Origin of the sequence: Roseovarius gaetbuli (assembly GCF_900172365.1) — a bacterium.
GTDB classification, from domain to species: domain Bacteria; phylum Pseudomonadota; class Alphaproteobacteria; order Rhodobacterales; family Rhodobacteraceae; genus Roseovarius; species Roseovarius gaetbuli.
Window position 1 is genome coordinate 35,467 of sequence record NZ_FWFJ01000026.1, and the last position, 22,436, is coordinate 57,902.

At 61.1% G+C, this 22,436-nt stretch carries 26 protein-coding genes and 2 pseudogenes; 13 read left to right on the forward strand and 15 right to left on the reverse strand.

Annotated features, from left to right (window positions below; genetic code table 11):
* The first annotated feature begins 8 nt into the window (after positions 1 to 8).
* On the forward strand, positions 9 to 1,400 hold the full coding sequence (locus ROG8370_RS13035; protein WP_139838135.1) for a diguanylate cyclase: 1,392 nt from the start codon (positions 9 to 11) through the stop codon (positions 1,398 to 1,400).
* Between the two features lie 37 nt (positions 1,401 to 1,437).
* Here the strand turns inward: ROG8370_RS13035 and ROG8370_RS13040 are convergent.
* A pseudogene (locus tag ROG8370_RS13040) lies at positions 1,438 to 2,337 on the reverse strand (helix-turn-helix transcriptional regulator); the annotation flags it as partial.
* A gap of 131 nt (positions 2,338 to 2,468) precedes the next feature.
* On the opposite strand from ROG8370_RS13040, the gene ROG8370_RS20965 reads away from it, so the two are divergent.
* From ROG8370_RS20965 to ROG8370_RS13065, 6 genes and pseudogenes are all read left to right on the forward strand, one after another.
* Complete coding sequence (locus ROG8370_RS20965; protein ID WP_245827364.1) at positions 2,469 to 2,888, forward strand: hypothetical protein; 420 nt, start codon at positions 2,469 to 2,471, stop codon at positions 2,886 to 2,888.
* Positions 2,783 to 3,292 carry an isochorismatase family protein gene (locus tag ROG8370_RS20970; RefSeq protein ID WP_245827368.1) on the forward strand — a complete coding sequence of 170 codons (510 nt, stop codon included), beginning with the start codon at positions 2,783 to 2,785 and terminating at the stop codon, positions 3,290 to 3,292. Before ROG8370_RS20965 ends, ROG8370_RS20970 begins: the two co-directional genes overlap by 106 nt.
* 140 nt (positions 3,293 to 3,432) lie before the next feature.
* The gene (locus ROG8370_RS13050) at positions 3,433 to 4,305 is read left to right on the forward strand and encodes an S-methyl-5'-thioadenosine phosphorylase (RefSeq protein WP_085827632.1); all 873 of its coding nucleotides are present in this window, start codon (positions 3,433 to 3,435) and stop codon (positions 4,303 to 4,305) included.
* Positions 4,306 to 4,322: 17 nt separating this feature from the next.
* Positions 4,323 to 4,921: pseudogene (locus ROG8370_RS13055) on the forward strand (LysE family translocator).
* A gap of 77 nt (positions 4,922 to 4,998) precedes the next feature.
* Positions 4,999 to 5,367, forward strand: coding sequence for a hypothetical protein (locus ROG8370_RS13060; RefSeq protein ID WP_085827633.1), 369 nt, complete (start codon positions 4,999 to 5,001; stop codon positions 5,365 to 5,367).
* A 69-nt stretch (positions 5,368 to 5,436) separates the two neighbouring features.
* Positions 5,437 to 5,976, forward strand: coding sequence for an adenine phosphoribosyltransferase (locus ROG8370_RS13065; protein ID WP_085827634.1), 540 nt, complete (start codon positions 5,437 to 5,439; stop codon positions 5,974 to 5,976).
* Positions 5,977 to 6,199: 223 nt separating this feature from the next.
* Here the strand turns inward: ROG8370_RS13065 and ROG8370_RS20975 are convergent, their stop codons facing one another.
* The 8 genes from ROG8370_RS20975 to ruvC form a co-directional block, all read right to left on the reverse strand.
* A complete protein-coding gene (locus tag ROG8370_RS20975) occupies positions 6,200 to 6,649 on the reverse strand; it encodes a substrate-binding periplasmic protein (RefSeq protein WP_245827365.1) in 450 nt (149 codons plus the stop codon).
* Positions 6,606 to 7,226: a LysM peptidoglycan-binding domain-containing protein gene (locus ROG8370_RS20980; protein ID WP_245827366.1), complete on the reverse strand. Its 621-nt coding sequence runs from the start codon at positions 7,224 to 7,226 to the stop codon at positions 6,606 to 6,608. The genes ROG8370_RS20975 and ROG8370_RS20980 overlap by 44 nt, the downstream gene beginning before the upstream one ends.
* Before the next feature lie 27 nt (positions 7,227 to 7,253).
* Positions 7,254 to 8,078, reverse strand: a complete 825-nt coding sequence (locus tag ROG8370_RS21340; RefSeq protein ID WP_306372376.1) for a substrate-binding periplasmic protein — start codon at positions 8,076 to 8,078, stop codon at positions 7,254 to 7,256.
* A complete protein-coding gene (locus ROG8370_RS21345; RefSeq protein WP_306372377.1) occupies positions 7,999 to 8,481 on the reverse strand; it encodes a LysM peptidoglycan-binding domain-containing protein in 483 nt (160 codons plus the stop codon). The genes ROG8370_RS21340 and ROG8370_RS21345 overlap by 80 nt, the downstream gene beginning before the upstream one ends.
* Positions 8,482 to 8,604: 123 nt before the next feature.
* The gene (locus ROG8370_RS13080) at positions 8,605 to 9,243 is read right to left on the reverse strand and encodes a hypothetical protein (protein WP_170925239.1); all 639 of its coding nucleotides are present in this window, start codon (positions 9,241 to 9,243) and stop codon (positions 8,605 to 8,607) included.
* Positions 9,244 to 9,361: 118 nt separating this feature from the next.
* A complete protein-coding gene (ruvB, locus tag ROG8370_RS13085; protein ID WP_085827635.1) occupies positions 9,362 to 10,390 on the reverse strand; it encodes a Holliday junction branch migration DNA helicase RuvB in 1,029 nt (342 codons plus the stop codon).
* Positions 10,391 to 10,393: 3 nt separating this feature from the next.
* Positions 10,394 to 11,062: a Holliday junction branch migration protein RuvA gene (gene ruvA, locus ROG8370_RS13090; protein WP_085827636.1), complete on the reverse strand. Its 669-nt coding sequence runs from the start codon at positions 11,060 to 11,062 to the stop codon at positions 10,394 to 10,396.
* Positions 11,059 to 11,565 carry a crossover junction endodeoxyribonuclease RuvC gene (gene ruvC, locus ROG8370_RS13095; RefSeq protein WP_085827637.1) on the reverse strand — a complete coding sequence of 169 codons (507 nt, stop codon included), beginning with the start codon at positions 11,563 to 11,565 and terminating at the stop codon, positions 11,059 to 11,061. The genes ruvA and ruvC overlap by 4 nt, the downstream gene beginning before the upstream one ends.
* Before the next feature lie 309 nt (positions 11,566 to 11,874).
* On the opposite strand from ruvC, the gene ROG8370_RS13100 reads away from it, so the two are divergent.
* Entirely contained in the window at positions 11,875 to 12,072 is a 198-nt protein-coding gene (locus ROG8370_RS13100) for a DUF1127 domain-containing protein (protein WP_085827638.1), read from the forward strand.
* 108 nt (positions 12,073 to 12,180) lie between these two features.
* Here ROG8370_RS13100 and ROG8370_RS13105 read toward each other — a convergent pair whose 3' ends face one another.
* The 4 genes from ROG8370_RS13105 to ROG8370_RS13120 all read right to left on the reverse strand — a co-directional run bounded on the left by ROG8370_RS13105 (position 12,181) and on the right by ROG8370_RS13120 (position 17,084).
* Entirely contained in the window at positions 12,181 to 12,525 is a 345-nt protein-coding gene (locus ROG8370_RS13105; protein ID WP_085827639.1) for a hypothetical protein, read from the reverse strand.
* 106 nt (positions 12,526 to 12,631) lie between these two features.
* Positions 12,632 to 13,504 carry a 50S ribosomal protein L11 methyltransferase gene (locus ROG8370_RS13110; RefSeq protein ID WP_085827640.1) on the reverse strand — a complete coding sequence of 291 codons (873 nt, stop codon included), beginning with the start codon at positions 13,502 to 13,504 and terminating at the stop codon, positions 12,632 to 12,634.
* Between the two features lie 26 nt (positions 13,505 to 13,530).
* Positions 13,531 to 14,763 (reverse strand): MFS transporter, encoded by a 1,233-nt coding sequence (locus ROG8370_RS13115; RefSeq protein ID WP_085827641.1) that lies wholly within the window; start codon positions 14,761 to 14,763, stop codon positions 13,531 to 13,533.
* Positions 14,764 to 14,882: 119 nt separating this feature from the next.
* Entirely contained in the window at positions 14,883 to 17,084 is a 2,202-nt protein-coding gene (locus ROG8370_RS13120; RefSeq protein WP_085827642.1) for a primosomal protein N', read from the reverse strand.
* 92 nt (positions 17,085 to 17,176) lie between these two features.
* Here ROG8370_RS13120 and fsa point away from each other — a divergent pair, with 92 nt between their 5' ends.
* The 5 genes from fsa to ROG8370_RS13145 all read left to right on the forward strand — a co-directional run bounded on the left by fsa (position 17,177) and on the right by ROG8370_RS13145 (position 20,981).
* Complete coding sequence (gene fsa / locus ROG8370_RS13125) at positions 17,177 to 17,830, forward strand: fructose-6-phosphate aldolase (RefSeq protein ID WP_085827643.1); 654 nt, start codon at positions 17,177 to 17,179, stop codon at positions 17,828 to 17,830.
* A gap of 38 nt (positions 17,831 to 17,868) precedes the next feature.
* Entirely contained in the window at positions 17,869 to 18,576 is a 708-nt protein-coding gene (locus ROG8370_RS13130) for a DUF484 family protein (RefSeq protein ID WP_085827644.1), read from the forward strand.
* Entirely contained in the window at positions 18,573 to 19,493 is a 921-nt protein-coding gene (locus ROG8370_RS13135) for a tyrosine recombinase XerC (RefSeq protein ID WP_085827645.1), read from the forward strand. Before ROG8370_RS13130 ends, ROG8370_RS13135 begins: the two co-directional genes overlap by 4 nt.
* A gap of 113 nt (positions 19,494 to 19,606) precedes the next feature.
* Positions 19,607 to 20,194, forward strand: a complete 588-nt coding sequence (locus ROG8370_RS13140) for a cytochrome P460 family protein (protein ID WP_085827646.1) — start codon at positions 19,607 to 19,609, stop codon at positions 20,192 to 20,194.
* An 88-nt stretch (positions 20,195 to 20,282) separates the two neighbouring features.
* Complete coding sequence (locus tag ROG8370_RS13145; protein WP_085827647.1) at positions 20,283 to 20,981, forward strand: CDP-alcohol phosphatidyltransferase family protein; 699 nt, start codon at positions 20,283 to 20,285, stop codon at positions 20,979 to 20,981.
* A gap of 4 nt (positions 20,982 to 20,985) precedes the next feature.
* Here the strand turns inward: ROG8370_RS13145 and ROG8370_RS13150 are convergent, their stop codons facing one another.
* Both ROG8370_RS13150 and ROG8370_RS13155 read right to left on the reverse strand, forming a co-directional pair.
* On the reverse strand, positions 20,986 to 21,441 hold the full coding sequence (locus ROG8370_RS13150; protein WP_085827648.1) for a methylated-DNA--[protein]-cysteine S-methyltransferase: 456 nt from the start codon (positions 21,439 to 21,441) through the stop codon (positions 20,986 to 20,988).
* 10 nt (positions 21,442 to 21,451) lie between these two features.
* On the reverse strand, positions 21,452 to 22,132 hold the full coding sequence (locus ROG8370_RS13155; RefSeq protein ID WP_085827649.1) for a DUF6629 family protein: 681 nt from the start codon (positions 22,130 to 22,132) through the stop codon (positions 21,452 to 21,454).
* Between the last annotated feature and the right edge of the window lie 304 nt (positions 22,133 to 22,436).

Consider the following 22,436-nt stretch of genomic DNA (forward strand, 5'->3'; position numbering starts at 1 on the left):
GCTGTGCCATGTCAGATAAAATTCTGATTGTCGATGATCTGGCCACCAACAGGATTGTCCTAAAGGTCAAACTGTCGGCGGCCCATTACGAAGTGGTTCAGGCCAGTTCGGCAACCGAGGCGCTGGCAATGGCCGCCAGCACCCGGCCCGACCTGATTCTGGCCAGTGCACATCTGTCGGGCACGGCCGCCGCAGAGTTCGTGACCGCCCTGCGCAAGATCAAAGCCCTGACCACCACACCGATCATCCTGTTGCAGACCCATTCCTGTGTGCATGAACGCCATGCGGTTCTGCGCGCAGGGGCCGATGATATCCTGACAAAACCGGTGCAAGAGCCGCTTTTGCTGGCGCGGCTGCGCAACCTTTTGCGCCAGCATCACAACAATCACGACCTGACCATGCAATCAGAAGTGCCGCATGTGCTCGGCTTTGCCGAGGCGCGGCGCGAGTTTCAAAGACCGGGCCGTATCGCCATCGTTGCGCGCTCCAAGCCGGAGGCGCTCGCGCTTCAGGGGATGATGACCCAGGATTCGCCCCATCAGTTCAGCGCTTACGGGACCGAACAGGCCATGCCGATTGCCCCGGATCAGCAAATCCCGGATGTTTACCTTTTGCGGATCGGGCTTGCCGATGCCGAAGAGGGCTTGCGCCTTCTGGCCGAGCTCAAGGCCGCGCAGCGTACCCATTGCTGTCCGGTGATCGCGCTTTTGGATGACGACACAAGCCCGCTTGCCATCACCCTGCTGGATATGGGGGCAAATGATGTGATCATCGGGCTGGCGGACCGCGATGAACTTGCGCTTCGGATGGACAATCAACTTTGCCACAAACGCTGGAGCAAGCAAATGCGCACACAGCTTTTGCTGGACCTTCAGGCGGCTGTGGTCGATCCGCTGACCGGCGCCTATAACCGGCGCTATGCCCTGCCCTTCCTGAATCGCCTGATTGAGGAAACGCGCCAGAACGAGGGCAGCTTTGCCGTCATGGTGGCCGATCTAGATTTCTTCAAACAGGTCAATGACCGCTACGGTCATGCCGCCGGCGACAGTGTTCTTTGCGCCGTGACCAATCAGCTTCGCGCGCATCTGCGTGAAGGCGATATGCTGGCGCGGATCGGCGGCGAGGAGTTTCTGATCGTGACCCCCGGCAGCAATCGCTTTCACGCCCAGAAGACCGCAGACCGGCTCTGTCACGTGATCCGCCAGACACCGATCACCGTGCCGGGCCAGAGCGAGCCGCTGCATGTGACCATCAGCATCGGCGTGACGATGGCAACGCCCAGCGCTGCCTATGTCGCCCCGACCGTTGATCTGTTGCTTGATGAGGCCGATCGCGCGCTTTACCTGGCCAAGGCGCAGGGGCGCAACAAGGTGACCTTTTGCGCCCGCTCGGCGGCCTGAGGCGGGCAATCAACCAGTTTTTTTCCTGACGAAAGGCGCGCGGCGACTGGCCCCATACCTCGATGAAGGCGCGGGTAAAGGCGCTGCGGCTGGTAAAGCCCACCATCTCTGCGATGCGTTTCACCGGCTCGCGGCGCTCAGTCAACAACTGCGCCGCGCGCGCAAGGCGAAGGGCGCGCAAAAACCCCATCGGCGCGCGACCGTAAGACATCTGAAACCGCTCGGCAAAGCGGGACCTGCTCATGCCTGCGACCTCGGCAAGCCCTTCCAGGGAATGCGCGGCGCCCGGATCATCCAGCATCGCGCGCAGGCTGCGCCACAGGCCCGGATCGGCCAGCGCGCAAAGCCAGAGAACCGCCGGGTCACCCGCATCCAGCCGCTGGCGCAGCATCTCGATCACGCATTGCAGCAACAAAACCCGGATCATCGCCCGCCGCCCGGTGCGCGATTGCGTCACCTCGCCGACGAGGGCATTGATCGCCTGCGCCGCCCCCGGCGCATCGCCAAGGTCAAGCGTCAGCGGCACACGCATCAGATCGACAAGCCCGTGCGTGTCGCGCAGGCCAAGCTTGACCGTCGAGCAGAGCACAACCATGTTTCCGCCACCCTCGCCGCGCTCAACATGCTGTTCAAGATCAAGGCCCGCAGGCTGGCAGACCGGCAATCCGACCTGACCACCGCCATGATTGCGCAGCGAATGATGCAGGCTTGAAGGCACAAGCACCAGCCGCCCAGGCGCGAGATCAATCGGCGGCAGGGATTGAAAGCTTAGCTGCCCCCGCCCGCCCAGAACATAATGCAAGGTCGCCCCCGGCGCACGCCCAAGGCCGAGCGAGCAAGCCCCTTCAAGCGCGCAAATGGCGAACGGATCGGCCTCGATGTCCAACTCGGTCAGGACACGGTCATGCGGGTCAGGGTTTGGATGGGTCATATGCATGGGGACATTTTGTCATGCCTTGGCAGAACTGGCACCAAAACTAATCGTGAAGCCACGTTTTCAGGACGAAAAGGCACATCGGACCTGCCAGCTTAAGGCATGCGAAACCACTCATTAAAAAGGATGCCAAGATGTGCAATTGCAACGACCACGATCATGGAAATAACCCAAGGTTCACCCGCCGCCAGGCCCTGACCGGCACCGCAGCGCTTGGCGCGGCGACCGCCGCCACCCTCGCCGCAGGCACCGCCGAGGCGCAGACCACAGACCCCTATGCGCCCCCCGCCGAACCGGCCCTGCCGCCAAGTGACATGGTGCTTGATCTGTCGCGCACGGCGCTTGTGGTCACCGACCCGCAGGTCGATTTCCTGTCGCCCGACGGGGTGACATGGGGCGTGGTCGGCGAAAGCGTGACGCGCAACCAACGGTTGAAAACATCGGTCGCCTGTTTCGCGCGGCCAAGGCCAAGGGCCTCACCGTGGCGATCTCGCCGCATTACTATTACCCCACCGATCACGGCTGGAAATTCGAAGGCGCGCTTGAAAAGCTGATGCACAAGATCGGCATGTTTGATCGCGCGGGGCCGCTGTCGCTCGACGGGTTCGAGGGATCTGGCGCCGACTATATGCCTGAATATAAAGAGTATATTCATGACGGAAAAACCATCATCTGTTCGCCGCACAAGGTTTACGGCCCCGAAACCAATGACATGGTCCTGCAACTGCGCAAGCGTGGCATTGATCAGGTGATCCTTGCGGGCATGTCGGCCAACCTGTGTACCGAAAGCCATATGCGCGAGCTGCTTGAGCAGGGGTTTGAGGTGGCCGTGGTCTCTGATGGCACCGCCGCCGCAATGCTGCCCGAGGGCGACGGATATCTCGCCGCGCTGATCAACTTTCGCTACATGGCCAACGCCGTCTGGAGCACGGACGAGGTTGTCGAAAAGCTGGGCTAACCTCTGCCCGGCCCGGCGCGCCCGTCTTCGGGGATGAGGGCGGCGCGCGCCTTGCCTGCACCTTCACCGGTGCAGGCATTTTCATTTGACCCAAACCGTCGTAACACTTTGTCAAACACTCCATTTTGCAGGGATTTCACATGACTGACACGATGATCGGCGTAATCGGCGGCTCTGGCCTATACGAGATTGACGGGCTCGCGGATGCCACCTGGCAGGCGGTTGAAACCCCTTGGGGCGCGCCCTCGGATCAGATCCTGACCGGCACGCTTGAGGGTGTCAAAATGGCGTTTCTGCCGCGCCATGGGCGCGGTCACGTGCATTCGCCGACCACCGTGCCCTATCGCGCCAATATCGACGCGCTCAAGCGGCTTGGCGTCACCGATGTGATCAGCGTGTCCGCCTCGGGCTCGTTTCGCGAAGACATGGCGCCGGGCGATTTCGTCATCGTGGATCAGTTCATCGACCGCACCTTTGCGCGCGAAAAATCCTTCTTTGGCACCGGATGCGTCGCCCATGTGAGCGTTGCGCATCCGACCTGTCCGCGCCTTGGTGCGGCCTGCGAAGAGGCGGCGCGCGCGGCCGGTGTCACCGTGCACAAGGGCGGCACCTATCTGGCGATGGAAGGCCCGCAATTTTCCACGCTGGCGGAATCGAAAATGTACCGCGAGGTCTGGGGCTGTGACGTGATCGGCATGACCAATATGCCCGAGGCCAAACTCGCCCGCGAAGCAGAGCTTTGCTATGCCTCCGTCGCGATGATCACAGATTACGATAGCTGGCACCCCGATCACGGCGAGGTCGATGTGACCGCCATCATCGCCACCTTGATGGGCAATGCCGACAAGGGCCGCGACATGGTGCGCCGCCTGCCCGCGCTTTTGGGCGCGGATCGCGCGGCCTGTCCGCATGGCTGTGACCGCGCGCTTGAATTCGCCATTCTCACCGCCCCCGAGGCCCGCGATCCGGCCCTTGTGGCCAAACTTGACGCGGTCGCGGGCCGTGTTCTCTGACCAAAAAGGGCCCTGACATGCCGCTTGATCTCTGGCTGACCTTCGTGGCCGCCTCGACCGCGCTTTTGCTCATTCCCGGCCCGACAGTTCTTTTGGTGCTAAGTTATGCCCTGTCACAGGGCCGACGGGTCGCGCTTGCCTCGGCGACGGGCGTGGCCTTGGGCGATCTGATCGCGATGAGCGCCTCTCTCCTGGGGCTTGGCGCGCTTGTGCTGGCCTCGGCCACGCTGTTCACGCTGCTAAAATGGATTGGCGCGGCCTATCTGGTCTGGATGGGGCTGAAATTGCTGCTCACGCCGCGCATCGATGGACTTGAGACCGTGGCCACGCCCGACAGCACGCCGTGACCGCGCTCAACCCCAAATCCATCGGGTTTTTCATCGCCTTCGTGCCGCAGTTCGTCACTCTTGATGCCCCGCTTGCCCCGCAATTCGTGATCCTGACCGCCACCTTCGTCGCGCTCGCCGCGCTCAATGCGCTTGCCTATGCCCTGCTGGCCGATCGCCTGCGCGCCACGATCAGGCGACCTTCGGTGATCACATGGCTGACACGCTCGGGCGGCGTGGCCTTGATCGGGATGGGCGTTATGACCGCAACCCTGCGCCGCGCGGCATGACGCGACGCTGGTAAACTCTTCGCGCGCGGACCTGCCGAGACTGGACGCGGTCTGGCTTGGGCGTCACAACAAAAGCCATGACACGGATCACCGATAAATCATGGCGCTACGCCATGGGCCGCCGCTTTGAGGCCTTCACCGACGAGGTGTTTCAGGTCATCCGCTGGATTTTGCTGGTCGGGTTCGCAAGCTATCTGGCGCAAACCTATGATCCGCTGATTTTCGACGTGACCTATTGGCTCCTCGCAGGGCTTCTATTTGCCTACCTCGCCTCGCGCTTTTTGCTGCGCCCGGAAATTCCGTTTCTCGCCAAACCTGCGACGCGCGGTCAGCGGCTGTTGCAAACCGCGCTCAACTTCATGGTCTGCGTGGTGATCTTTGCACTCGTGCTCTGGGGCGTCGGCGCCCTTACACAGGCCATCGCAGAATACCGCCGCGCCACCTGATCCCTTGCGCTCGCCCCTGCCTTGCGCCTACACCGGGCCGGCAATGCCACAACCCCGAAAGCCTCGCCAATGCCCAAAACCAAAACCGTCAAGGATTACATTCGCACGATCAAGGACTTCCCCCATGACGGGATCATGTTTCGCGATGTAACCACGCTTTTCGCCGACGCGCGCGGGTTTCGGATCGCCATTGACCAGATGGTACAGCCCTACGCAGGACAGCGCATCGACAAGGTCGTCGGCCTTGAAGCGCGCGGTTTCATCCTTGGCGGGGCCATCGCCCATCAGCTGTCCGTCGGCTTCGTTCCGGTCCGCAAAAAGGGCAAGCTGCCCGCTGCGGTGATTTCCGAGGACTATACGCTTGAGTATGGCGAGGCGACCGTCGAGCTTCACGATGACGCCATTCAGCCGGGCGAGAAAATCCTCGTGGTCGACGATCTTTTGGCCACCGGTGGCACTGCGGCGGCGAGCATCCGCCTGATCGAGCGTTTGGGCGGCGAAATCCTAAGCTGTGCCTTCATCATCGACCTGCCCGATCTTGGCGGGCGCACCCGCCTTGAAACCATGGGCATGGAGGTGCACGCTCTTTGCTCTTTTGACGGGCTCTAAGGTATTGATTCCGCATGTTCGAGAAGCTCAAAACCGGTGCCCACTTTTGAGCAACATGCTCTTGATTCCGCATGTTCGAGAAGCTCAAAACCGGTGCCCACTTTTGAGCAACATGCTCTTGATTCCGCATGTTCGAGAAGCTCAAAACCGGTGCCCACTTTTGAGCAACATGCTCTAGCATGTCTTTCATCGTTCCATAAATACTCAAATCCGGCGATCGCCCCTAATGCAGCTGCTGCCAGAATATCCCAAGATGGCGCTCTACGATCTCCGTGTAGCGCCCGCTGTCTCGCAGGGCCTTCAACCCGGCATTGACCCGGTACAAATGGGTTGTCCCGCGCCAGTGCTTTTTCGAGATCACCACATGAAGTGCCTCCCGCGAGAGCGGCTGATCAAGCGGCACAACGCGACCGCGCAGACCCATCGCCACAATCCTGGATGCGCCCCCGAACACATTCACCGTCACCGCATCGACCTCGCCTGCCATCAGCGCCTCGAAACAGGCCTCGGGGCTTGCGGGCTGGATCAAGGTGACCTTGCCCTCACTGATCCAACGCCGGTCGGCCCGGTCCAGATCATCGGTGATGTCCCCCGCCGGGCGACACAGGCGGCGCCCGACAATATCGGCGTCACTCTTGTACGTCAGCCCGCTGTCCGCCCGCTTGAACAGCATGATCGGCAGATCGAGAACCGGCTCGGAAAAGTGGAAATTCTGACAGATCTTGCCCCCCCCCGGATGCCCCGCAATCGGGTTTAACCCAGGGAAAACCCATGTCATAGCGCTGTTCATCCAGAAGCGGAAACAGGTGCTGCATCCAGTCATCGACCCAGATCACCTCGTAAGGCACCGGCGCCGGGCTTAGTTCAAGCGCCGCGTTCAAAAGCTCGGTCACAAGCCCGTTGCCCGGCCAGTCCTGATCGGTGACGGGCGCGTGATTGCCGCCTGTCAAAAGGGTCATTTCCGCGCCGGACTGTAACAGCGGCGTCGCATCGGGTACGACGCTGGTGGCAGGGCACGGGATATAGAGCTCGGCGCCCGCGGCGACGTCTTGTTGATTGTCTGCAAGTTTGGCCTGATTGGCATAATAGATCAGGGTCCATTGATCCTGATCCTCATAATGCGCGGCGGCAATGGAAATCAGGGTGTCGCCCGCCTGTGCGCGATAGGTGACGTCGCAAAGCGCCTGTGCCATGCCCGGCAGCACAAGCATCAACGCCGTCCAGATCATGCCTTTGAATGCGCGTGCCATCGGATCAGAACCCCGCCCAAATGCGGGTCATGTGGCTTTCCATGATCTGCTTATTCTGTTGAAAAACTCCGCTACGCCAAAATCGCCTCGGAAACTTGGAACACTGTTCTCGTCACAGGCCAATTGACAAACGGTACTTCCAGAATGGCGTTTTAGCGGGACAATATTCTGCTGATCTTGCCCTTTCGAGCGATCAGGCGAGTTTTTCAACGGAATATGCTGATAGGTGCCATCCGCCTTGATCCCCGCCAGACCCTGATTGAAAAGCGCGATGATCGCCTCGCCTTGAGGATGGCTTTTATGCACCACCACGTGCAGCCCCTGAATAGAGAGCGGCCGCGTCTGAACGCTCTCGACCTGATCCTTGAGGGTCAGCTCTTTGAGCGCGGTGCGCCCGGTGAATTCGTTGATCGCCACCGCATCGACCCTGCCCTGGATCAAGAGATCAAAACATTGCGCAACGCTGCGCGGTTGTTCCAGGGTGATCTTGGCCTCGGACAGCCAGCGCCGCCCTGAGCGATCAAGGTCATGGGCAAACGAACCCGCCGGGCGGCAAAGCCGCTTGCCGATCAAATCGTCATCGGCGTCAAAGGCCAGCGGTCGGGCCTTGTCGGTGAACAACAGGATCAGGATTTCAAAAATCGCGTCGGAAAAAAGGAAATTCTCACAGCGGCATTCATCGGGCTGCGCCGCGCAATCAGGCCGATACCAGGGAAAGCCCGCATCCAGAAGCGCGTTGGACAACAGCGGATCAAGATGCGACGCCCAATCTTCAACCCAGTGGATCGCATAGCCCTGCGCCGGTACCGCCTTGGCCATGGCGGCATTGACCACATCGCAACAGCCCGCCATTGGGCAGGGTCCGCTCGGTAAAAGGGGCGAAATCGTCGGCGGTCAGCATGTTGATCTTGCCACGGGTCGCGGCATTGCCCGCCACCTGAACAATCGGGGCCGCGGAGCGGGCGGGGACACTGCGCATCTCGGTGCCACCAGTTAGCCCACGCGGCATCCCGTTGATGCAGGCCAGCCGCAGCGTCATGCCGGTATAAATCGAATCCGGGCTTTCGCCGATCTTGTCGAGATTGGTGTTATGGATCGCCGTCCACATGTCGGCGTCCTTATACTGGCTGTCGGCAATCAACGACAGGCTGTCGCCGCGTTTGACAGTATAAACGCCACCACAGGTTTGCCCCGCCGCCGCCGTGCCAAACATCCCGGCAACCGCCAAGAGACCACTAGCAATAGTATTCAACATAATACACAACCCCCAGATAATGGGGCAATAAGGCCAGACCACCCGCTTGGGTCAAGGACCGCTTTAAGTGAAAAGTGACACGCCCCACGCGCCCCGCGAGTAGCGCCTTGAAATTTGGCGGTTTTACATCAGCGACAGGCGCGCCTGAAGGCGCAGCGCATGGCTGGGGTCCTGGCTTGCGGCGGGCAAAATCGGATCATAGCCCGCCCGGATCAACGCCGCGATCTCGGGGCGCAGAATCACCTGCCCGCCGTCGGGCAGTGCCGCCAGCGGCGAGCGATCCTGAAACGCGCGATCCGACCACAAGAGGATGGTCTGTACGACCTGGCCCAGGGCAAGTGTTTCGGCGGGCACCGCGCCAAGCTGCTCGTCCATGCGCAGGAACACGAAACTGGCCTTGATCGCGCCGCCCTCGTCAAAGCGGAAAATCCGGTACTGATTGGCATCCGCCGCCACAAGCCGTGCCACAAGCGGCGCGAGATCAGGCACAAGGCGATCAAGATCGGGCACCTCAAGCAATTCCTGCCAGTCGCGAAAGAAAAACAGCATCAGGTTCGCGCCAAGCTCGGGGTCGGTCTCGGCCATCTTGTGATTGGCCAGCGTCACCACCGCCTCGATCGCGCCCTTGACCACGCTCAGGGTCTTGTCATCGACGCCAAAGACGATCGGCACGATCGGTCGGCCCCAGCGGGCAAACAGGAAACTCTCGTCGCTGCGCGTGAACAGCGCCTCAACATCTTGTGGCGTCAGAGGCTCGCTCATCGGGTGACCCTTTCGTTTTGCGCCCCCCGATAGCAAAGCTTACCCGGCGACGCCATCCCCTGCGCCCAACGCAGGCGCGTGGGTTTCACCCACCCTACGGGATACTGCGCCCCTCGCCCTAATCCTCGAACATATCCGATTGCCCCTTGGCACCGGGAACCGGCAGGCCAAGATGATGCCACCCGCCCTGCGTCAGCATCCGCCCGCGCGGGGTGCGCTGGATAAGGCCTTGTTGCAACAGGAACGGCTCGATCACCTCTTCAAGCGCGTCGCGCGATTCACTGAGCGCGGCGCTGAGCGTTTCAATGCCGACCGGTCCGCCCTGATAGGCCTCGGCGATCAGGCGCAAATATCGCCGGTCCGCGCCATCAAGCCCAAGGTGATCGACGCCCAGTCGTGTCAGCGAACTATCGGCAAGTTCCTTGGAAATCACGCCATTGCCCTCGACCACGGCGAAATCCACCACTCGGCGCAACAGCCGCCCGGCGATGCGCGGCGTGCCGCGCGAGCGGCGTGCAATCTCCATCGCGCCGGAACTGTCGGTAGGGATATTCAACAGCCGCGCATTGCGCGTCACGATCTCGTGCAGCTCTTCGATCTTGTAAAACTGAAGCCGCGTCGGAATGCCGAAGCGGTCGCGCAGCGGCGTCGTCAAAAGCCCAAGCCGCGTGGTCGCCCCGACAAGCGTGAAGGGCTGCAACTCGATCCGCACCGTGCGCGCGGCGGGCCCCGCCCCGATCACCAGATCAAGCTCGAAATCCTCCAGCGCGGGGTAAAGCACCTCTTCCACCGCCGGGTTCAGCCGGTGAATTTCGTCGATGAACAACACGTCATTGCGTTCAAGATTGGTCAGGATCGCCGCCAGATCGCCCGCCTTGGCCAGCACCGGCCCCGAGGTCATGCGAAACCCGACGCCAAGTTCCTTGGCCATGATCTGGGCCAGGGTCGTCTTGCCAAGACCAGGGGGGCCATGAAACAGCGTGTGATCCATCGCCTCGCCGCGTTGGCGCGCCGATTGGATAAAGACCGAAAGGTTGGCGCGCGCCTCGGCCTGACCGATGAATTCGCTCAGGGCCTGCGGGCGCAAACTGCGGTCAAAATCTTCCGGAAGTTCTTCGGGGCGCACAGTCGGATCGGGCGATGACATGGATTACCCCTTTGGCGCCAAGAGCTTGAGCGAGAGTCGGATCAATTCCGGCGTGGCCGCATCCGGCGCCTCGCCCGCCGCCTGCGCCACGGCGCTTGCCGCCTCGCCGGGGCTATAGCCAAGGTTGGTCAGGGCCGATAAGGCCTCGGCCTGCGCGCCGCGATTGGGCCCGCCCGCCGGGGCCGGGGCGGCGGCGCGCGGCGCGCGCTCGATCACCTCGTCCGCGCCCTCATCCAGCTCCGGCGCAGGGGCCGCGCCCATCGCCATCACCGTGGGCGCCTTGTCTTTCAACTCGTTGACCACCCTCTGTCCGGTTTTTGCGCCAATCCCCTTGGCCGCCGTGATCGAGTTCCAGTCGCCAAGCGCAATCGCGCGCCCGACGCCATCCGGCCCAAGCGCGCCCAGAATGGCCAGCGACGCCTTGGCGCCAACGCCCTGTACACTCATCAACAAGCGATGCCATTCCTTTTCGACCAGCGTCGTAAAGCCGAAGAGTTGCAGGATATCCTCGCGCACCAGAAGGTCGGTATAAAGCGCCACATGCTCGCCCACGCCCGGCATCGACGACAGCGTGCGTTCCGAGCAATAGACAAGGTATCCAACGCCGCGCACGTCGATCAAAACGTGGTCGGTGGCGCGATAGTCAATCCGCCCTGCGATCCGCCCGATCATGCGCTTGCCCTCTCAACCGCGTCGGCCAGCATCGTGGTGCTGCGCGCGTGGTGGGCATGACAAATCGCCACCGCCAAGGCATCCGCCGCATCCGGCCCGGCCAATTCCACGCCGGGCAATTGCACCTTGACCATATGCGCAACCTGTTCCTTGGCCGCGTGGCCTACGCCGACAACGGTCTTCTTGACGGTGTTTGGCGAATACTCCCCGACCGCAAGGCCAAATTGGGCCGGCACCAAAAGCGCGATCCCGCGCGCCTGCCCAAGCTTGAGGGTTCCCGCACCATCCTTGTTGACGAAAGTCTGTTCGACCGCCGCCGCCTCGGGGGTATAGCGGTGCAAAATATCGGTAAGTTGGTCGTAAAGAGACAGCAACCGCGCCGCAAGATCGGTGCCGCTTGAATGGCAAATACCGTTGGCCACATGGCTAAGCCGACTGCCATTCACATCAATCAGTCCCCAGCCAAGGTTTCGCAACCCGGGATCAATTCCCAAAACCCGCATTTTCCTGCCCTGCCCATCTGTTTTTCAAGCGATAGCACGAAACGAGAACAAAGACCAAGCAGAATGCGCGTTTCCAAACTGCATGATTTGCGGGCAGTTCGTTGCAAATATGGCGCCATCACGTGACAGTCACGAGGATGAGAGAACGTTAAAGTACTGATACCAATGCATTTAAATTGGCTCTGGACCCATGCATAAAACGCATAAGGACTATGCAATAAACCCGGCTTGTAGGCGCGGTTTTCTCTGACTACCTGCCCCTCAGACGCAGACAAGCGCTGCACCCCTCATAGTCAAGGAATGAAACTCATGGCCAGCATCGACAGCAGCCGCACCCTCAATCCCTCCGCCGGTTTCGGTGGGTTTTTCGCTCGCGTCCTCGGCGTGGTTTCTGCCTGGAACGAACGTCGCGCCACGCGCAATGCGCTGTCGCAGCTTTCGGATCGCGAGCTTGATGATATCGGTCTGGCCCGTGGCGATATCAACGAGATTGCACGCCAGATCTAATCGCGGCGAAAGCCGAAAAGCAAAAGCCCTGTTGCGGTTCGCACCGCACAGGGCTTTGTGATGTCTGACCCAAGGGTCAAGATAGATGGGATTAGTCGCGTAGAAGCCTTAGCGCAGGAATGGCCGAAGTTTGCTTGCAAACATCGCGCTTACGGCATCGGGCTGCATCACAGCCGCCCCGGCTTGTTCGACAACGCTGCCCTCCGCAAGTTGCGCAAGGCGTTCCTCATATAGGCCCGCCCCGAGATGGGCGATGATCACGGCCTTGAAGAAGATGAACCCTGCCACGAGATAAAAAATCCCGCGCAAAGAAATGCCGCCCTGGCGACGTTTCGGGCGAAAAACAATAAGCCCGTCTTTGCCGACACGACCGACATATCCACGCTCCATACCGGCGCGTTTCCGTTCAATTGATTTCAGTCGAGTGTCAAATCCTTGGAATGCGTCACCCATTGCAAAAATCCCATTTCCACGGCCCCCACCGCGATCAATAAAATTTAGGCTCGAAATGTGGCAAGACTAAGGCGGGAGGATCAGTCAGTCAGAATTTTGACTTATTTCACGAGAACTTTTCCAATGTCAGGGTGGTCCAGTCACCAATCTCTTCGCGATGCGCAAGACTGTTTCCAAGGGCGCAATAAACCGAGATCACCTCGTCGGCCTGTTCGTTCAGAATTCCCGAGAGAATCACCTTGCCACCGCCCTGCAAGCGTGACGTGACGTCAGGCGCGAGATCAATCAGCGGGCCCTTGAGGATATTGGCAAAGACAAGATCGAACGGTGCGGCGGCCACAAGACGCGGGTGATCAAGACCGGCGGCCTCGACACATTCGACGCGACCGACAAGATCATTGGCGGCGACATTGGCGGCGGCCACCTCGACGGCGACCTCGTCGATATCACTGGCCAGCATCACGCCGGGCCAGATCCGCGCCGCGCCCATCGCCAGAACCGCCGTGCCACAGCCGATGTCGATCACCGACTTGCCGACAAACCCGGCATTGGCCAGCCGGTCAAGCGCGCGCAGACAGCCAAGCGTGGTGCCGTGATGCCCGGTGCCAAAGGCCATCGCCGCCTCGATCAGCAAAGGCTCGCAGTCGGCTGGCACCTTGTCGGCGTCATGGCTTCCGTAGACAAAGAACCGCCCGGCCACGACCGGGGTCAGCTCGCGGCGCACCTTGGCGACCCAATCGGTCTCGGGGAGTTCGGAAATGGTGAAGGGCTTGGCGCCATGCATCACCGCCAAAAGCGCAAGACCGGCCTGATCGGGGGCCTCTTCAAAGTAAGATCCGACCTCCCAGAGGCCAGAGCCGTCTTCCATTTCGAAGGCGCCAACGCCGGTGGGTTCGGGCGTGAGGGCCTCAAGCGCTTCGGCAAGCGCCTCGGCGCTGTCTTTGCCTGTGAGCGTGGTCAGGGCGGTAAAGGTCGGCATCGTCAAACCCTTTCAGATCGGGGGAATTATTCGGCGGGCGCGGATACGAAACGCGACCAGATTGTTTCATTGCCAGCCTCGGGATGGCGCGGAATCATCATCGCAAGCGCGCAAGAGACACAAGCCATGGCCGAGGCCATGAAGAACACCGCCGCAGGCGAGACCAGCCACAAATAGCCCAGAAGGGCCGGCAGGAACACGGCGGCGATATGGTTGATGGTAAAGGCCACGGCGGCGGTCGGGGCGATATCGCCGGGATCGGCGATCTTCTGGAAATAGGTCTTGAGCGCGAGCGCGAGCGAGAACAGGATATGATCCACCACGTAAAGCGTCGCCGCAAGAACCACGCCCCAGCCAAAGAAATAGACCCCGCCATAGGCGGTAAAGAGCAAGGCAAGCCCGACGTATTCAAAGATCAGCGTGCGCCGTTCGCCAAACATGAAAACCGCGCGCCCCATCAGCGGCGCAAAGATCATGTTGGCGACAAGGTTGATCAGGAAAAGCGCCGTGACCTCATGCACCTGAAAGCCGAATTTCTCGACCATCATGAAGCCGGCAAAGACCACGAAAATCTGGCGCCGCGCACCGGCCATGAATTGCAGCGCATAATAAAGCCAGTAGCGGCGGCGCAGGACCATTTTCTTGATCTGCGGGTTGGGTGCCTCGAACCGGGGATAGGCAAAAAAGCAGAACACCGCGACGCAGGCGGTAAAGCCGCCCGAGATCATGTAGACCGTGTTATAGGTCAGGTTGAGCGCCTCCCATGTCATCACGATCAGGACATAGGCCACAAGCGTCGCCCCCGATCCCGCCGCCATCAACCAGCCCAGCATCTGCGGCGCGCGCAGCTTGTCGATCCACTGCAATTGCAGCGATTGATTGACGGTCTCGTAATAGTGAAACCCGATCGAGCTTAGCATGGTGATGGTCAGGATGCCGCCAAGCGAGGGAAATTGCGCCGTCATCGCCGTGGCCACGCCCAAAAGGCAAAGCGCGATGAGGCCGAGCACCTGTTCATGCATGAACATGATCAGGGCGATCACGCCAATAGCGAAAAAGCCGGGGATTTCGCGTACCGTATGAAGCCAGCCAATGTCAGAGCCGTTGAACCCCGCCACCTCGATCACGAAGTTGTTAAGCAGCGCCGACCATGTGGCAAAGGCCACTGGCATGGCGGCGGCCATCAGGAACAGTAAGGTCACGGGACGGCGCCAGAATGGCAATTGGCGCGCGTCGCCCAAGGGGAATTGTGGTTTCATGGGTTTTCTTTACGCCCAAGTTTCGGCTTTGGCGAGAGGACACACCCGTCGGCATCCGAAATCTTCAAAAGATTTCGGACCGCTTTCTTTTCAAGAAAGCGCGCGCGCCACAACCGATCTCAATAGAAACTCTGCGGGTCGATATCGACGCTCAGCCGGGCCTGCGGCGGCAGCCGTACCTGTGCCACCCAAGCCGCCACCGCACCCTGAAGTGCGGCACCTTTCGGCGCCTTCACCAAAAGCCGCACGCGGTGGCGCCCGCGAATGCGCGCAATCGGCGCCGGGGCCGGGCCGAACACCTGCGCGCCCACGGCGCGCAAGGGGCCATCGCGCCGCGCAAGGTCCTCGCCGATATCAAACACAACCTGCATATCGGGCGAGGACAGGATGATCCCCGCCATCCGGCCATAGGGCGGCACGCCCGCATGGCGGCGCGCATCGGCCTCCGCGCGCCAGAACCCCTCTTCGTCGCCCGCAAGAATGGCGCGGATCACCGGATGCTCGGGCTGAAAGGTCTGCAACAGGGCCGTGCCGCGCCGCTCGGCCCGCCCGGCGCGCCCCGCCACCTGGCGCATAAGCTGAAATGTCCGTTCGGCGGCGCGCAGGTCTGATCCCTGAAGGCCAAGATCGGCATCAATCACCCCGACCAACGTCAACAGAGGAAAGTTATGCCCCTTTGCCACCAATTGCGTACCGATGATGATATCGGCGGCGCCTTTGGCAATCTCTTCGATCTGTTCCTTGAGGGCGCGCGCCGAGCCAAAAAGGTCCGACGAGAGCACCGCAATCCGTGCCTCGGGAAACAGCGCTGCCGCCTCTTCGGCCAGCCGCTCGACGCCCGGCCCCACCGCCGCAAGCCGATCCTCGGCCCCGCAAGACGGGCAGGTCGTCGGCAAGGGCGCGCTTTCCCCGCATTGATGGCAGATCAGGCGCTTTTGAAACCGGTGTTCGACCATGCGCGCATCGCATTGCTCACAGCCGATCTGATGACCGCAGGCGCGGCAGATCGTGGTCGGCGCATAGCCACGCCGGTTGAGGAACAACAGCGCCTGTTCGCCCTTGGCGATCCGGGCATTGGCGGCGGCCTGAAGGCTTGGCGAAATCCAGCGGTTCGACGGCAATTTCTGCCCCCGCATGTCAATCGCCGCCAGCTCCGGCATCACCGCCGCCCCAAAGCGCGCGTTTAGCTCAAGCCGGTCATATTTGCCCGCCTCGGCATTTGCCCAGCTCTCAAGGCTTGGCGTGGCCGATGCCAGAACCACCCGCGCGCCGCAGATCGCCGCGCGCAGCACCGCCATATCGCGGGCATTATAAAGAACGCCGTCTTCCTGTTTGTAAGAGGTGTCGTGTTCCTCGTCGACGATGATCAGGCCAAGGTTCTGGAACGGCAGGAACAAAGCCGAGCGCGCGCCGACCACCATCTGTGCGCCGCCCTGCCCGACCATCTTCCAGGTGCGGCGGCGTTCGGTCATGGTCACGCCCGAGTGCCATTCCGCCGGGCGCGCGCCAAAGCGCACCTCGACCCGGTTGAGAAATTCGGCCGTGAGGGCGATTTCCGGCAAGAGCACAAGCGCCTGACGCCCTTGGCGCAGGGCCTCGGCGACGGCCTCGAGGTAGACCTCGGTCTTGCCCGACCCGGTGACGCCGCGCAAAAGCGTGGTGCCATACGCCCCGGATCGCAGGCCTTTGCGCAGCGCCTCGGCGGCGGCCTCCTGATCTTCGGTCAGGGCCTTGGACGGAAGATCGGGGTCAAGATGGGCAAAGGGCATGTCGCGCGGCGTGTCTTCCTCACGCACCGCGCCTTGGCTCACCAATCCCTTGACCACCGAGGATGTCACCCCCGCCTGATCGCTTAGCTCCTTGAGGGTAAAGCCAAGCCCGCCATAGCTGCGCAACACCTCAAACACGCGGGTGCGCGCATCCGTGATGCGGGTCGGCTCGCCCTCACCCAGACGATAGACCTTTTGCATCGACGGCGGATTGCTCAGCCCCGGCGCGCGCGTCGCAAGCCGCAGCATCGCGGGCATCGGCGTGAGGGTGTAATCGGCGGCGCGGCGCAGGAATTCCTGCATCTCGTCGCGCATCGGCGCCACATCCAGCACCCGGATGATGCTGCGCGCCTTCTTGAGGTCGAAGCCGCCCTTGCCCGGCCCCCAGACCACGCCCAAGACCTTGCGCGGGCCAAGCGGCACCTCGACAAAAGCCCCCGGATGACAGCCGCCCTCGGGCGCGAGATAATCCAGCGGGCGATCCAGCGGCTGCGCCGTCAGAACCGCCACAAGCGCGCCTTCGTCAAAGAAGTCGGGATTGGACGGGGGCAACGCGGCATCCTCTCTCTGAGGGGGTTTCGGTGGGCTGATCTATGAGGTAAACGCTTGTGACAGAAAACCCAACCCGCGCAGAGGCACCCCTCATGAAATTCTTCGTCGATACCGCAGAAACCGATCAAATTGCCGAACTCAACGATCTTGGCATGGTCGATGGCGTGACCACCAACCCCTCGCTGATCCTGAAATCGGGCCGCGACATCCTTGAAGTGACCAAGGAGATCGCCGAAATGGTCGAGGGCCCGGTCAGCGCCGAAGTCGTCGCGCTCAAGGCCGATGAGATGATCGCCGAAGGCCGCAAGCTTGCCAAGATCGCCGACAACATCGCCGTCAAGGTGCCGCTGACATGGGATGGTCTCAAGGCGTGCAAGGTGCTCTCGGGCGAGGGCAACATGGTCAATGTCACCCTGTGCTTTTCCGCAAATCAGGCGCTTTTGGCGGCCAAGGCGGGCGCGACATTCATCAGCCCCTTTATCGGGCGGCTTGACGATATCAACCTCGACGGCATGGATTTGATCGCGGATATCCGCACGATCTATGACAATTACGGTTTCGACACCCAGATCCTTGCGGCCTCGATCCGCAGCGTCAATCACGCCTATCAGGCGGCCATGATCGGCGCCGACGTGATGACCGCGCCGCCCGCCGTGATCAAGAAGATGGCAGAGCATCCGCTGACCGACGCCGGGCTTGAAACCTTTATGGCCGACTGGGCAAAAACAGGGCAGCAAATCCTGTAACCCGTGCTATAACACCAAAAAACAAGACCGAGGCCGACATGAGCAGCAAGCCGGAAATGAATGACGCCTTGCGCGAACGCATTATCGCGCAACCCGACGTTATTCTTGAAGATCAAGACCTTATGCGTGCCCTCATCGCCGCAAACGAGCGGGCGATGGGCGGCAATATCGTTGATCTTCGCGGCATTGCGATGGATCGTCTTGAGGCGCGGCTTGACCGGCTTGAAGACACCCACCGCAGCGTGATTGCCGCCGCTTACGAAAATCTCGCGGGCACCAATCAGGTGCATCGCGCGATTTTGCGGATGCTCGACCCGGTCGAGTTCGAGGCCTTCCTGCGCGATCTTGGCGGCGAAGTGGCGCATATCCTGCGGGTCGATTCGATCCGGCTTGTGCTTGAATCGGTGCAAAATGACAGCGACCCGGCGGTGCGTCGCCTTGGCGATGTTTTGTCGGTGGCCGAGCCCGGCTTTATCAAATCCTACCTGACCGGCGGGCGCGATGTGCCTGCCCGTCAGGTGACTTTGCGCCAGATCAACGAGGGCGACATGCGGATTTATGGCCGCGACGCCACTTTCGTGCGCTCCGAGGCCTGTCTCATGCTGGATTTCGGGCCCGAGCGCCTGCCCGGCATGCTCGCCATGGGCGCCGAAGACCCGCATCAGTTCAGCCCGCAACAGGGCACCGACCTGCTGGCGTTCTTTGCCGGGGTGTTCGAGCGGTCCATGCGGCGCTGGTTGTCATGATTAGCCCGGCCGCCCGCGATTCGTTGCAGGGTTGGCTGGCGTCACAAAAGGCGCTCAAGGGGGCCTCGGACAACACGCTTGATGCCTATTCGCGCGATGTCGCGGGGTTTCTTGCGTTCATGACCGAACATCACGGCCAGACCCAAGGCTTGGGTGCGCTGGCAAAAATAAGCACCGCCGATATGCGAAGCTGGATGGCCTTTACCCGTGGCCATGATGTTGGCTCGCGCTCGCTTGCGCGCAAGCTTTCGGCGGTCAAAAGCTTTTACCGCTGGCTGTCAGAGCGCGAGGGCTTTGAGCCGACCGCCGTTCTCGCCACCCGCTCGCCCAAGTTTCAGCGCAAATTGCCCCGTCCCCTGTCGCCCGAAGCGGCAAGCGATATGATCGACACGCTTGAAGTCCAATCCCTAACACCGTGGATTTCGGCGCGTGATCAGGCGGTCGTGACCCTGCTTTACGGCTGTGGGTTGCGGATATCCGAGGCTTTGGGCCTGACCGGGGCGGATCTTCCGATTGGCAGCACACTTCGTATCATCGGCAAGGGCAACAAGGAACGCATGGTGCCGGTGATCGCCCCGGCGCGCGATGCGGTCGAGCGTTATGTTGCCATATGCCCCTATGAGATCACCCCGCAAAGCCCGGTGTTTCGCGGTGCGCGCGGCGGCAAGCTTAATCCGCGGGTGATTCAGAAGGTGGTTGAGAAAACCCGGATGCAGCTTGGCCTGCCGGCCACGGCCACCCCGCACGCCATGCGCCATAGCTTTGCCACCCATCTTTTGAACGCCGGCGGCGATCTGCGCGCGATCCAGGAATTGCTTGGCCATGCCTCGCTTTCGACCACGCAGGCCTATACCGGCGTCGATACCGCGCGCCTGCTTGAGGTTTACGCACGCGCCCATCCACAGGGGCGCGGCTAGGGCGCGATCACTGTCACGTGGCCTCACGTAATAGTTAAGTTCCATTTCAGTTCAAACATGCAAGGGTTCGCTTGGATTAACCCTGTGCCTCTTGACCGGAATGGAGATTTAATATGAAACGCCAGTTCTTTGCCGCCGCGACCCTCGCTGCCAGCCTTATGATGGGCCAGACGGCAGCGGCCTCGGATTGCAAGGTCGATGTCGCCGACCCGTTTGATCTTGAGGCGGCTCAGATCACCGAGATCTACGACTGCATCGAGGCCGAGATGGTCGAGAATTACACCAAGGGCGACAACGAGGTGGCCGCCACCTATCGCGACTGGACGGTTTCATCGACCCGCCCCGCCGTGGCCGGTGCGCATGGCAATCGCCTGTTGCAGACCTTTGCCAATGACGTGGCCGCCGAACAGTACCTGAAGTTTGCCGACGAAGGCGTGGTGATGCCGGTTGGCTCGGTTCTGGCCAAGGAAAGCATCACGATCAGCAAGAAGAAAAAGAAGGCCGTCACCGGCCCGCTGTTCATCATGACCAAAGCCGAAGCCGGAAGCGCGCCCGAGACCGCCGATTGGGTCTATTCCGTGGTTCAGCCCAACGGCAAGATGATGAAATTCAAACAGAGCTTCTGTCATGACTGCCACGTGTCGTGGGAAGCACAGGACATGCTGGCCTATCCGCTGGAAGAGGTTCGCGTTTCCAACTAAGGCCGCGCGCCTTGCAATCTGGCCCGGCCCCACATGGGACCGGGCTTTTCTTTTTGCATCTTTGGCCTCTCTGGTTCATTAAGCCGCCATGACACCACGTTTGTGCGCCTTGCTTGTCCACCTTCTGACCGCCACCGGGGCGGTTTTTGCAATGCTGGCCATGTTGGCGGCGATTGACCGGGAATGGGAACTGATGTTCCTGTGGCTGGTCGTGGCCTTCGCGGTGGATGGCATCGACGGCCCTTTGGCGCGCAAGTTCAACGTCAAAACCCATGCGCCCGAATTTGATGGCGTGTTGCTCGATCTGATCATTGACTATCTGACCTATGTGTTCATTCCAGCCTTTGCGCTGTTTGAATCCGACCTTTTGCCGGGCTGGACAGGATGGCTCGCCATGATCGTGATAACCTTTGCAAGTGCGATGTACTTTGCCGATACACGCATGAAAACAATGGATAATTCATTCTCCGGTTTTCCGGGCTGCTGGAACATGCTGGTGCTTGTCATGTTCGCGGTCGAGCCGAATTTCTGGATCATCCTGACGTTGGTCACGCTCTTGTCGGTGGCGATGTTCCTGCCGCTCAAGTTCATCCACCCGGTGCGCACCGAACGCTGGCGCTGGATATCCTTGCCGATGGCTCTGGCCTGGACGTTCTTTGCCGGCTGGGCGGCCTGGGTGCATTTCGATCCGCAAAGCTGGGCGCATTGGGGGCTGGTGGTCACCAGCATCTATTTGATTTTTGTCGGAATCGTGCAGCAGATATTCACGCCGCGCGGCGAAGTCTGATCCCTTAGATCAGCAAGCCCGCGGCCCCCTCGTGGCGCAAAAGCCAGACCTTGGTTTCAACCCCGCCCTCACCGGAATAGCCACCAAGCCCCGAAGCGGCCAAGACCCGGTGACAGGGAATGATCACCGGGATCGGATTGCCGCCACAGGCATTGCCAATCGCCTGCGGCGAGGCGCCCACCCGCGTAGCAAGATCGCCGTAGGTAACGGTTTCGCCAAAGGGAATGTCACACATCGCATCGCAAACCCGGCGCTGAAACTCTGATCCCGCCACGTCAAGCGGCAGGTCAAACCGCGTCAGGCCTCCCTTGAAATAGGCCGCAAGCTGGGCCAGGGCCTCGGTCAGTTCGGGCGTCAAATCCTGCGTGCCGCCCTCGCCCCACCGAAGCGCGGTGATCGCACTGCCGTCGCTGACCACGGTAAGCGGACCGATGGGGGATGACATTGAGACCGACGGCATGGCGTATTCCCTATCCCCGCGAGCGGATGTACAGATCGCCGGTCTCGCGGCCAAGGATCACCGCCAGGTAAACTGACAGGATCGCCGCGAAGAAACACCAGACCGAAATGAACGCATAGGCATAAAACACGTAAGTTAGCACCAAGGAGGCCGCAACCAGCCCGCCGAACACCTGTATCAGGCGATGCGACGACAGCAAAAGCGACCCGATCACGATCACCGCGTAAACTGTGCGCAATAGGCTGCGCTCTATGATGCCCTCGTAGATCAGCGTTGTCTTGTACTCCAGCGAGCGCTCGATCACCTCTACGCGCAACCACCCCTCGATCAGGGCGGCCGGCAGGAACACCGACAGCCCCGCGAAAAAACCGGCCACCGCCATGAACAAGACCAATCGCCTGCGCGCGGGGTCGGTTTCTATCGTCCAGACGGCAAACGGCACCCATGCCAGCCAGAAGAAGTGTGAAAAGAACAAGAAGCCGCGAGAGGCGAGGCAAACAGAGGTTTCATTGCCGCCCGCAAGCCCGAGCCAGAGGATGCCTTCCAGAACCTGCTGAATGCCGAAGACCAGCGGGAAGACCGCAAAGGCCCACCACGCGGGCTTGGTGCGCCGCACCTCCAGAACCGTGTAAACACCCGCAGGCACAAGCACGGCGGCAAGCGTAAAACTGGCCGTTGCGGAAAAACACATCCTGACCTCCAAGCCCCATGCGATGATGCAGGGGCGCTACGGTCAAGGCTAGCCACGCCCGCCCCGCGGGCATTGCGCTATGTCAATGCGCGGAGGGTCAAAAAGCTTTGACCTTTACGCCCGCTCCTTGAATCTCGCCGTTCATCTTGCAGATGCGGCGAATGTCTCAAAAGAGCCGATTCTGTGGAAAAACAACGTGTTGCTGTTGCAGAAAGTGTGGTTCTGAACAGAGCGCGAGCGCCTTTTCTATCAGGCTTTGCGCGTTTGCTGCGGTGCAGGAAGGATCTTGGCCAGTTTGCGGAGG

Coding starts and splice junctions, on each gene's coding strand:
- ROG8370_RS13115 (WP_085827641.1), bottom strand. CDS start 14,763: ATGAAACCACAATTCCCCTTGGGCGACGCGCGCCAATTGCCATTCTGG.
- ROG8370_RS13155 (WP_085827649.1), bottom strand. CDS start 22,132: ATGTGTTTTTCCGCAACGGCCAGTTTTACGCTTGCCGCCGTGCTTGTG.
- ROG8370_RS13100 (WP_085827638.1), top strand. CDS start 11,875: ATGGCCAGCATCGACAGCAGCCGCACCCTCAATCCCTCCGCCGGTTTC.
- ROG8370_RS13140 (WP_085827646.1), top strand. CDS start 19,607: ATGAAACGCCAGTTCTTTGCCGCCGCGACCCTCGCTGCCAGCCTTATG.
- ROG8370_RS13145 (WP_085827647.1), top strand. CDS start 20,283: ATGACACCACGTTTGTGCGCCTTGCTTGTCCACCTTCTGACCGCCACC.
- ruvA (WP_085827636.1), bottom strand. CDS start 11,062: ATGATCGGGCGGATCGCAGGGCGGATTGACTATCGCGCCACCGACCAC.
- ruvB (WP_085827635.1), bottom strand. CDS start 10,390: ATGTCATCGCCCGATCCGACTGTGCGCCCCGAAGAACTTCCGGAAGAT.
- ROG8370_RS21345 (WP_306372377.1), bottom strand. CDS start 8,481: ATGTTGAATACTATTGCTAGTGGTCTCTTGGCGGTTGCCGGGATGTTT.
- ROG8370_RS20965 (WP_245827364.1), top strand. CDS start 2,469: ATGTGCAATTGCAACGACCACGATCATGGAAATAACCCAAGGTTCACC.
- ROG8370_RS13065 (WP_085827634.1), top strand. CDS start 5,437: ATGCCCAAAACCAAAACCGTCAAGGATTACATTCGCACGATCAAGGAC.
- ROG8370_RS13130 (WP_085827644.1), top strand. CDS start 17,869: ATGAGCAGCAAGCCGGAAATGAATGACGCCTTGCGCGAACGCATTATC.
- ROG8370_RS20975 (WP_245827365.1), bottom strand. CDS start 6,649: ATGCTGTTCAAGCGGGCGGACAGCGGGCTGACGTACAAGAGTGACGCC.
- ROG8370_RS21340 (WP_306372376.1), bottom strand. CDS start 8,078: ATGGCGGGCTGTTGCGATGTGGTCAATGCCGCCATGGCCAAGGCGGTA.
- ruvC (WP_085827637.1), bottom strand. CDS start 11,565: ATGCGGGTTTTGGGAATTGATCCCGGGTTGCGAAACCTTGGCTGGGGA.
- ROG8370_RS13135 (WP_085827645.1), top strand. CDS start 18,573: ATGATTAGCCCGGCCGCCCGCGATTCGTTGCAGGGTTGGCTGGCGTCA.
- ROG8370_RS13105 (WP_085827639.1), bottom strand. CDS start 12,525: ATGGGTGACGCATTCCAAGGATTTGACACTCGACTGAAATCAATTGAA.
- ROG8370_RS20980 (WP_245827366.1), bottom strand. CDS start 7,226: ATGGCACGCGCATTCAAAGGCATGATCTGGACGGCGTTGATGCTTGTG.
- ROG8370_RS13060 (WP_085827633.1), top strand. CDS start 4,999: ATGACACGGATCACCGATAAATCATGGCGCTACGCCATGGGCCGCCGC.
- ROG8370_RS13035 (WP_139838135.1), top strand. CDS start 9: ATGTCAGATAAAATTCTGATTGTCGATGATCTGGCCACCAACAGGATT.
- ROG8370_RS13150 (WP_085827648.1), bottom strand. CDS start 21,441: ATGCCGTCGGTCTCAATGTCATCCCCCATCGGTCCGCTTACCGTGGTC.
- ROG8370_RS13080 (WP_170925239.1), bottom strand. CDS start 9,243: ATGAGCGAGCCTCTGACGCCACAAGATGTTGAGGCGCTGTTCACGCGC.
- fsa (WP_085827643.1), top strand. CDS start 17,177: ATGAAATTCTTCGTCGATACCGCAGAAACCGATCAAATTGCCGAACTC.
- ROG8370_RS13110 (WP_085827640.1), bottom strand. CDS start 13,504: ATGCCGACCTTTACCGCCCTGACCACGCTCACAGGCAAAGACAGCGCC.
- ROG8370_RS13050 (WP_085827632.1), top strand. CDS start 3,433: ATGACTGACACGATGATCGGCGTAATCGGCGGCTCTGGCCTATACGAG.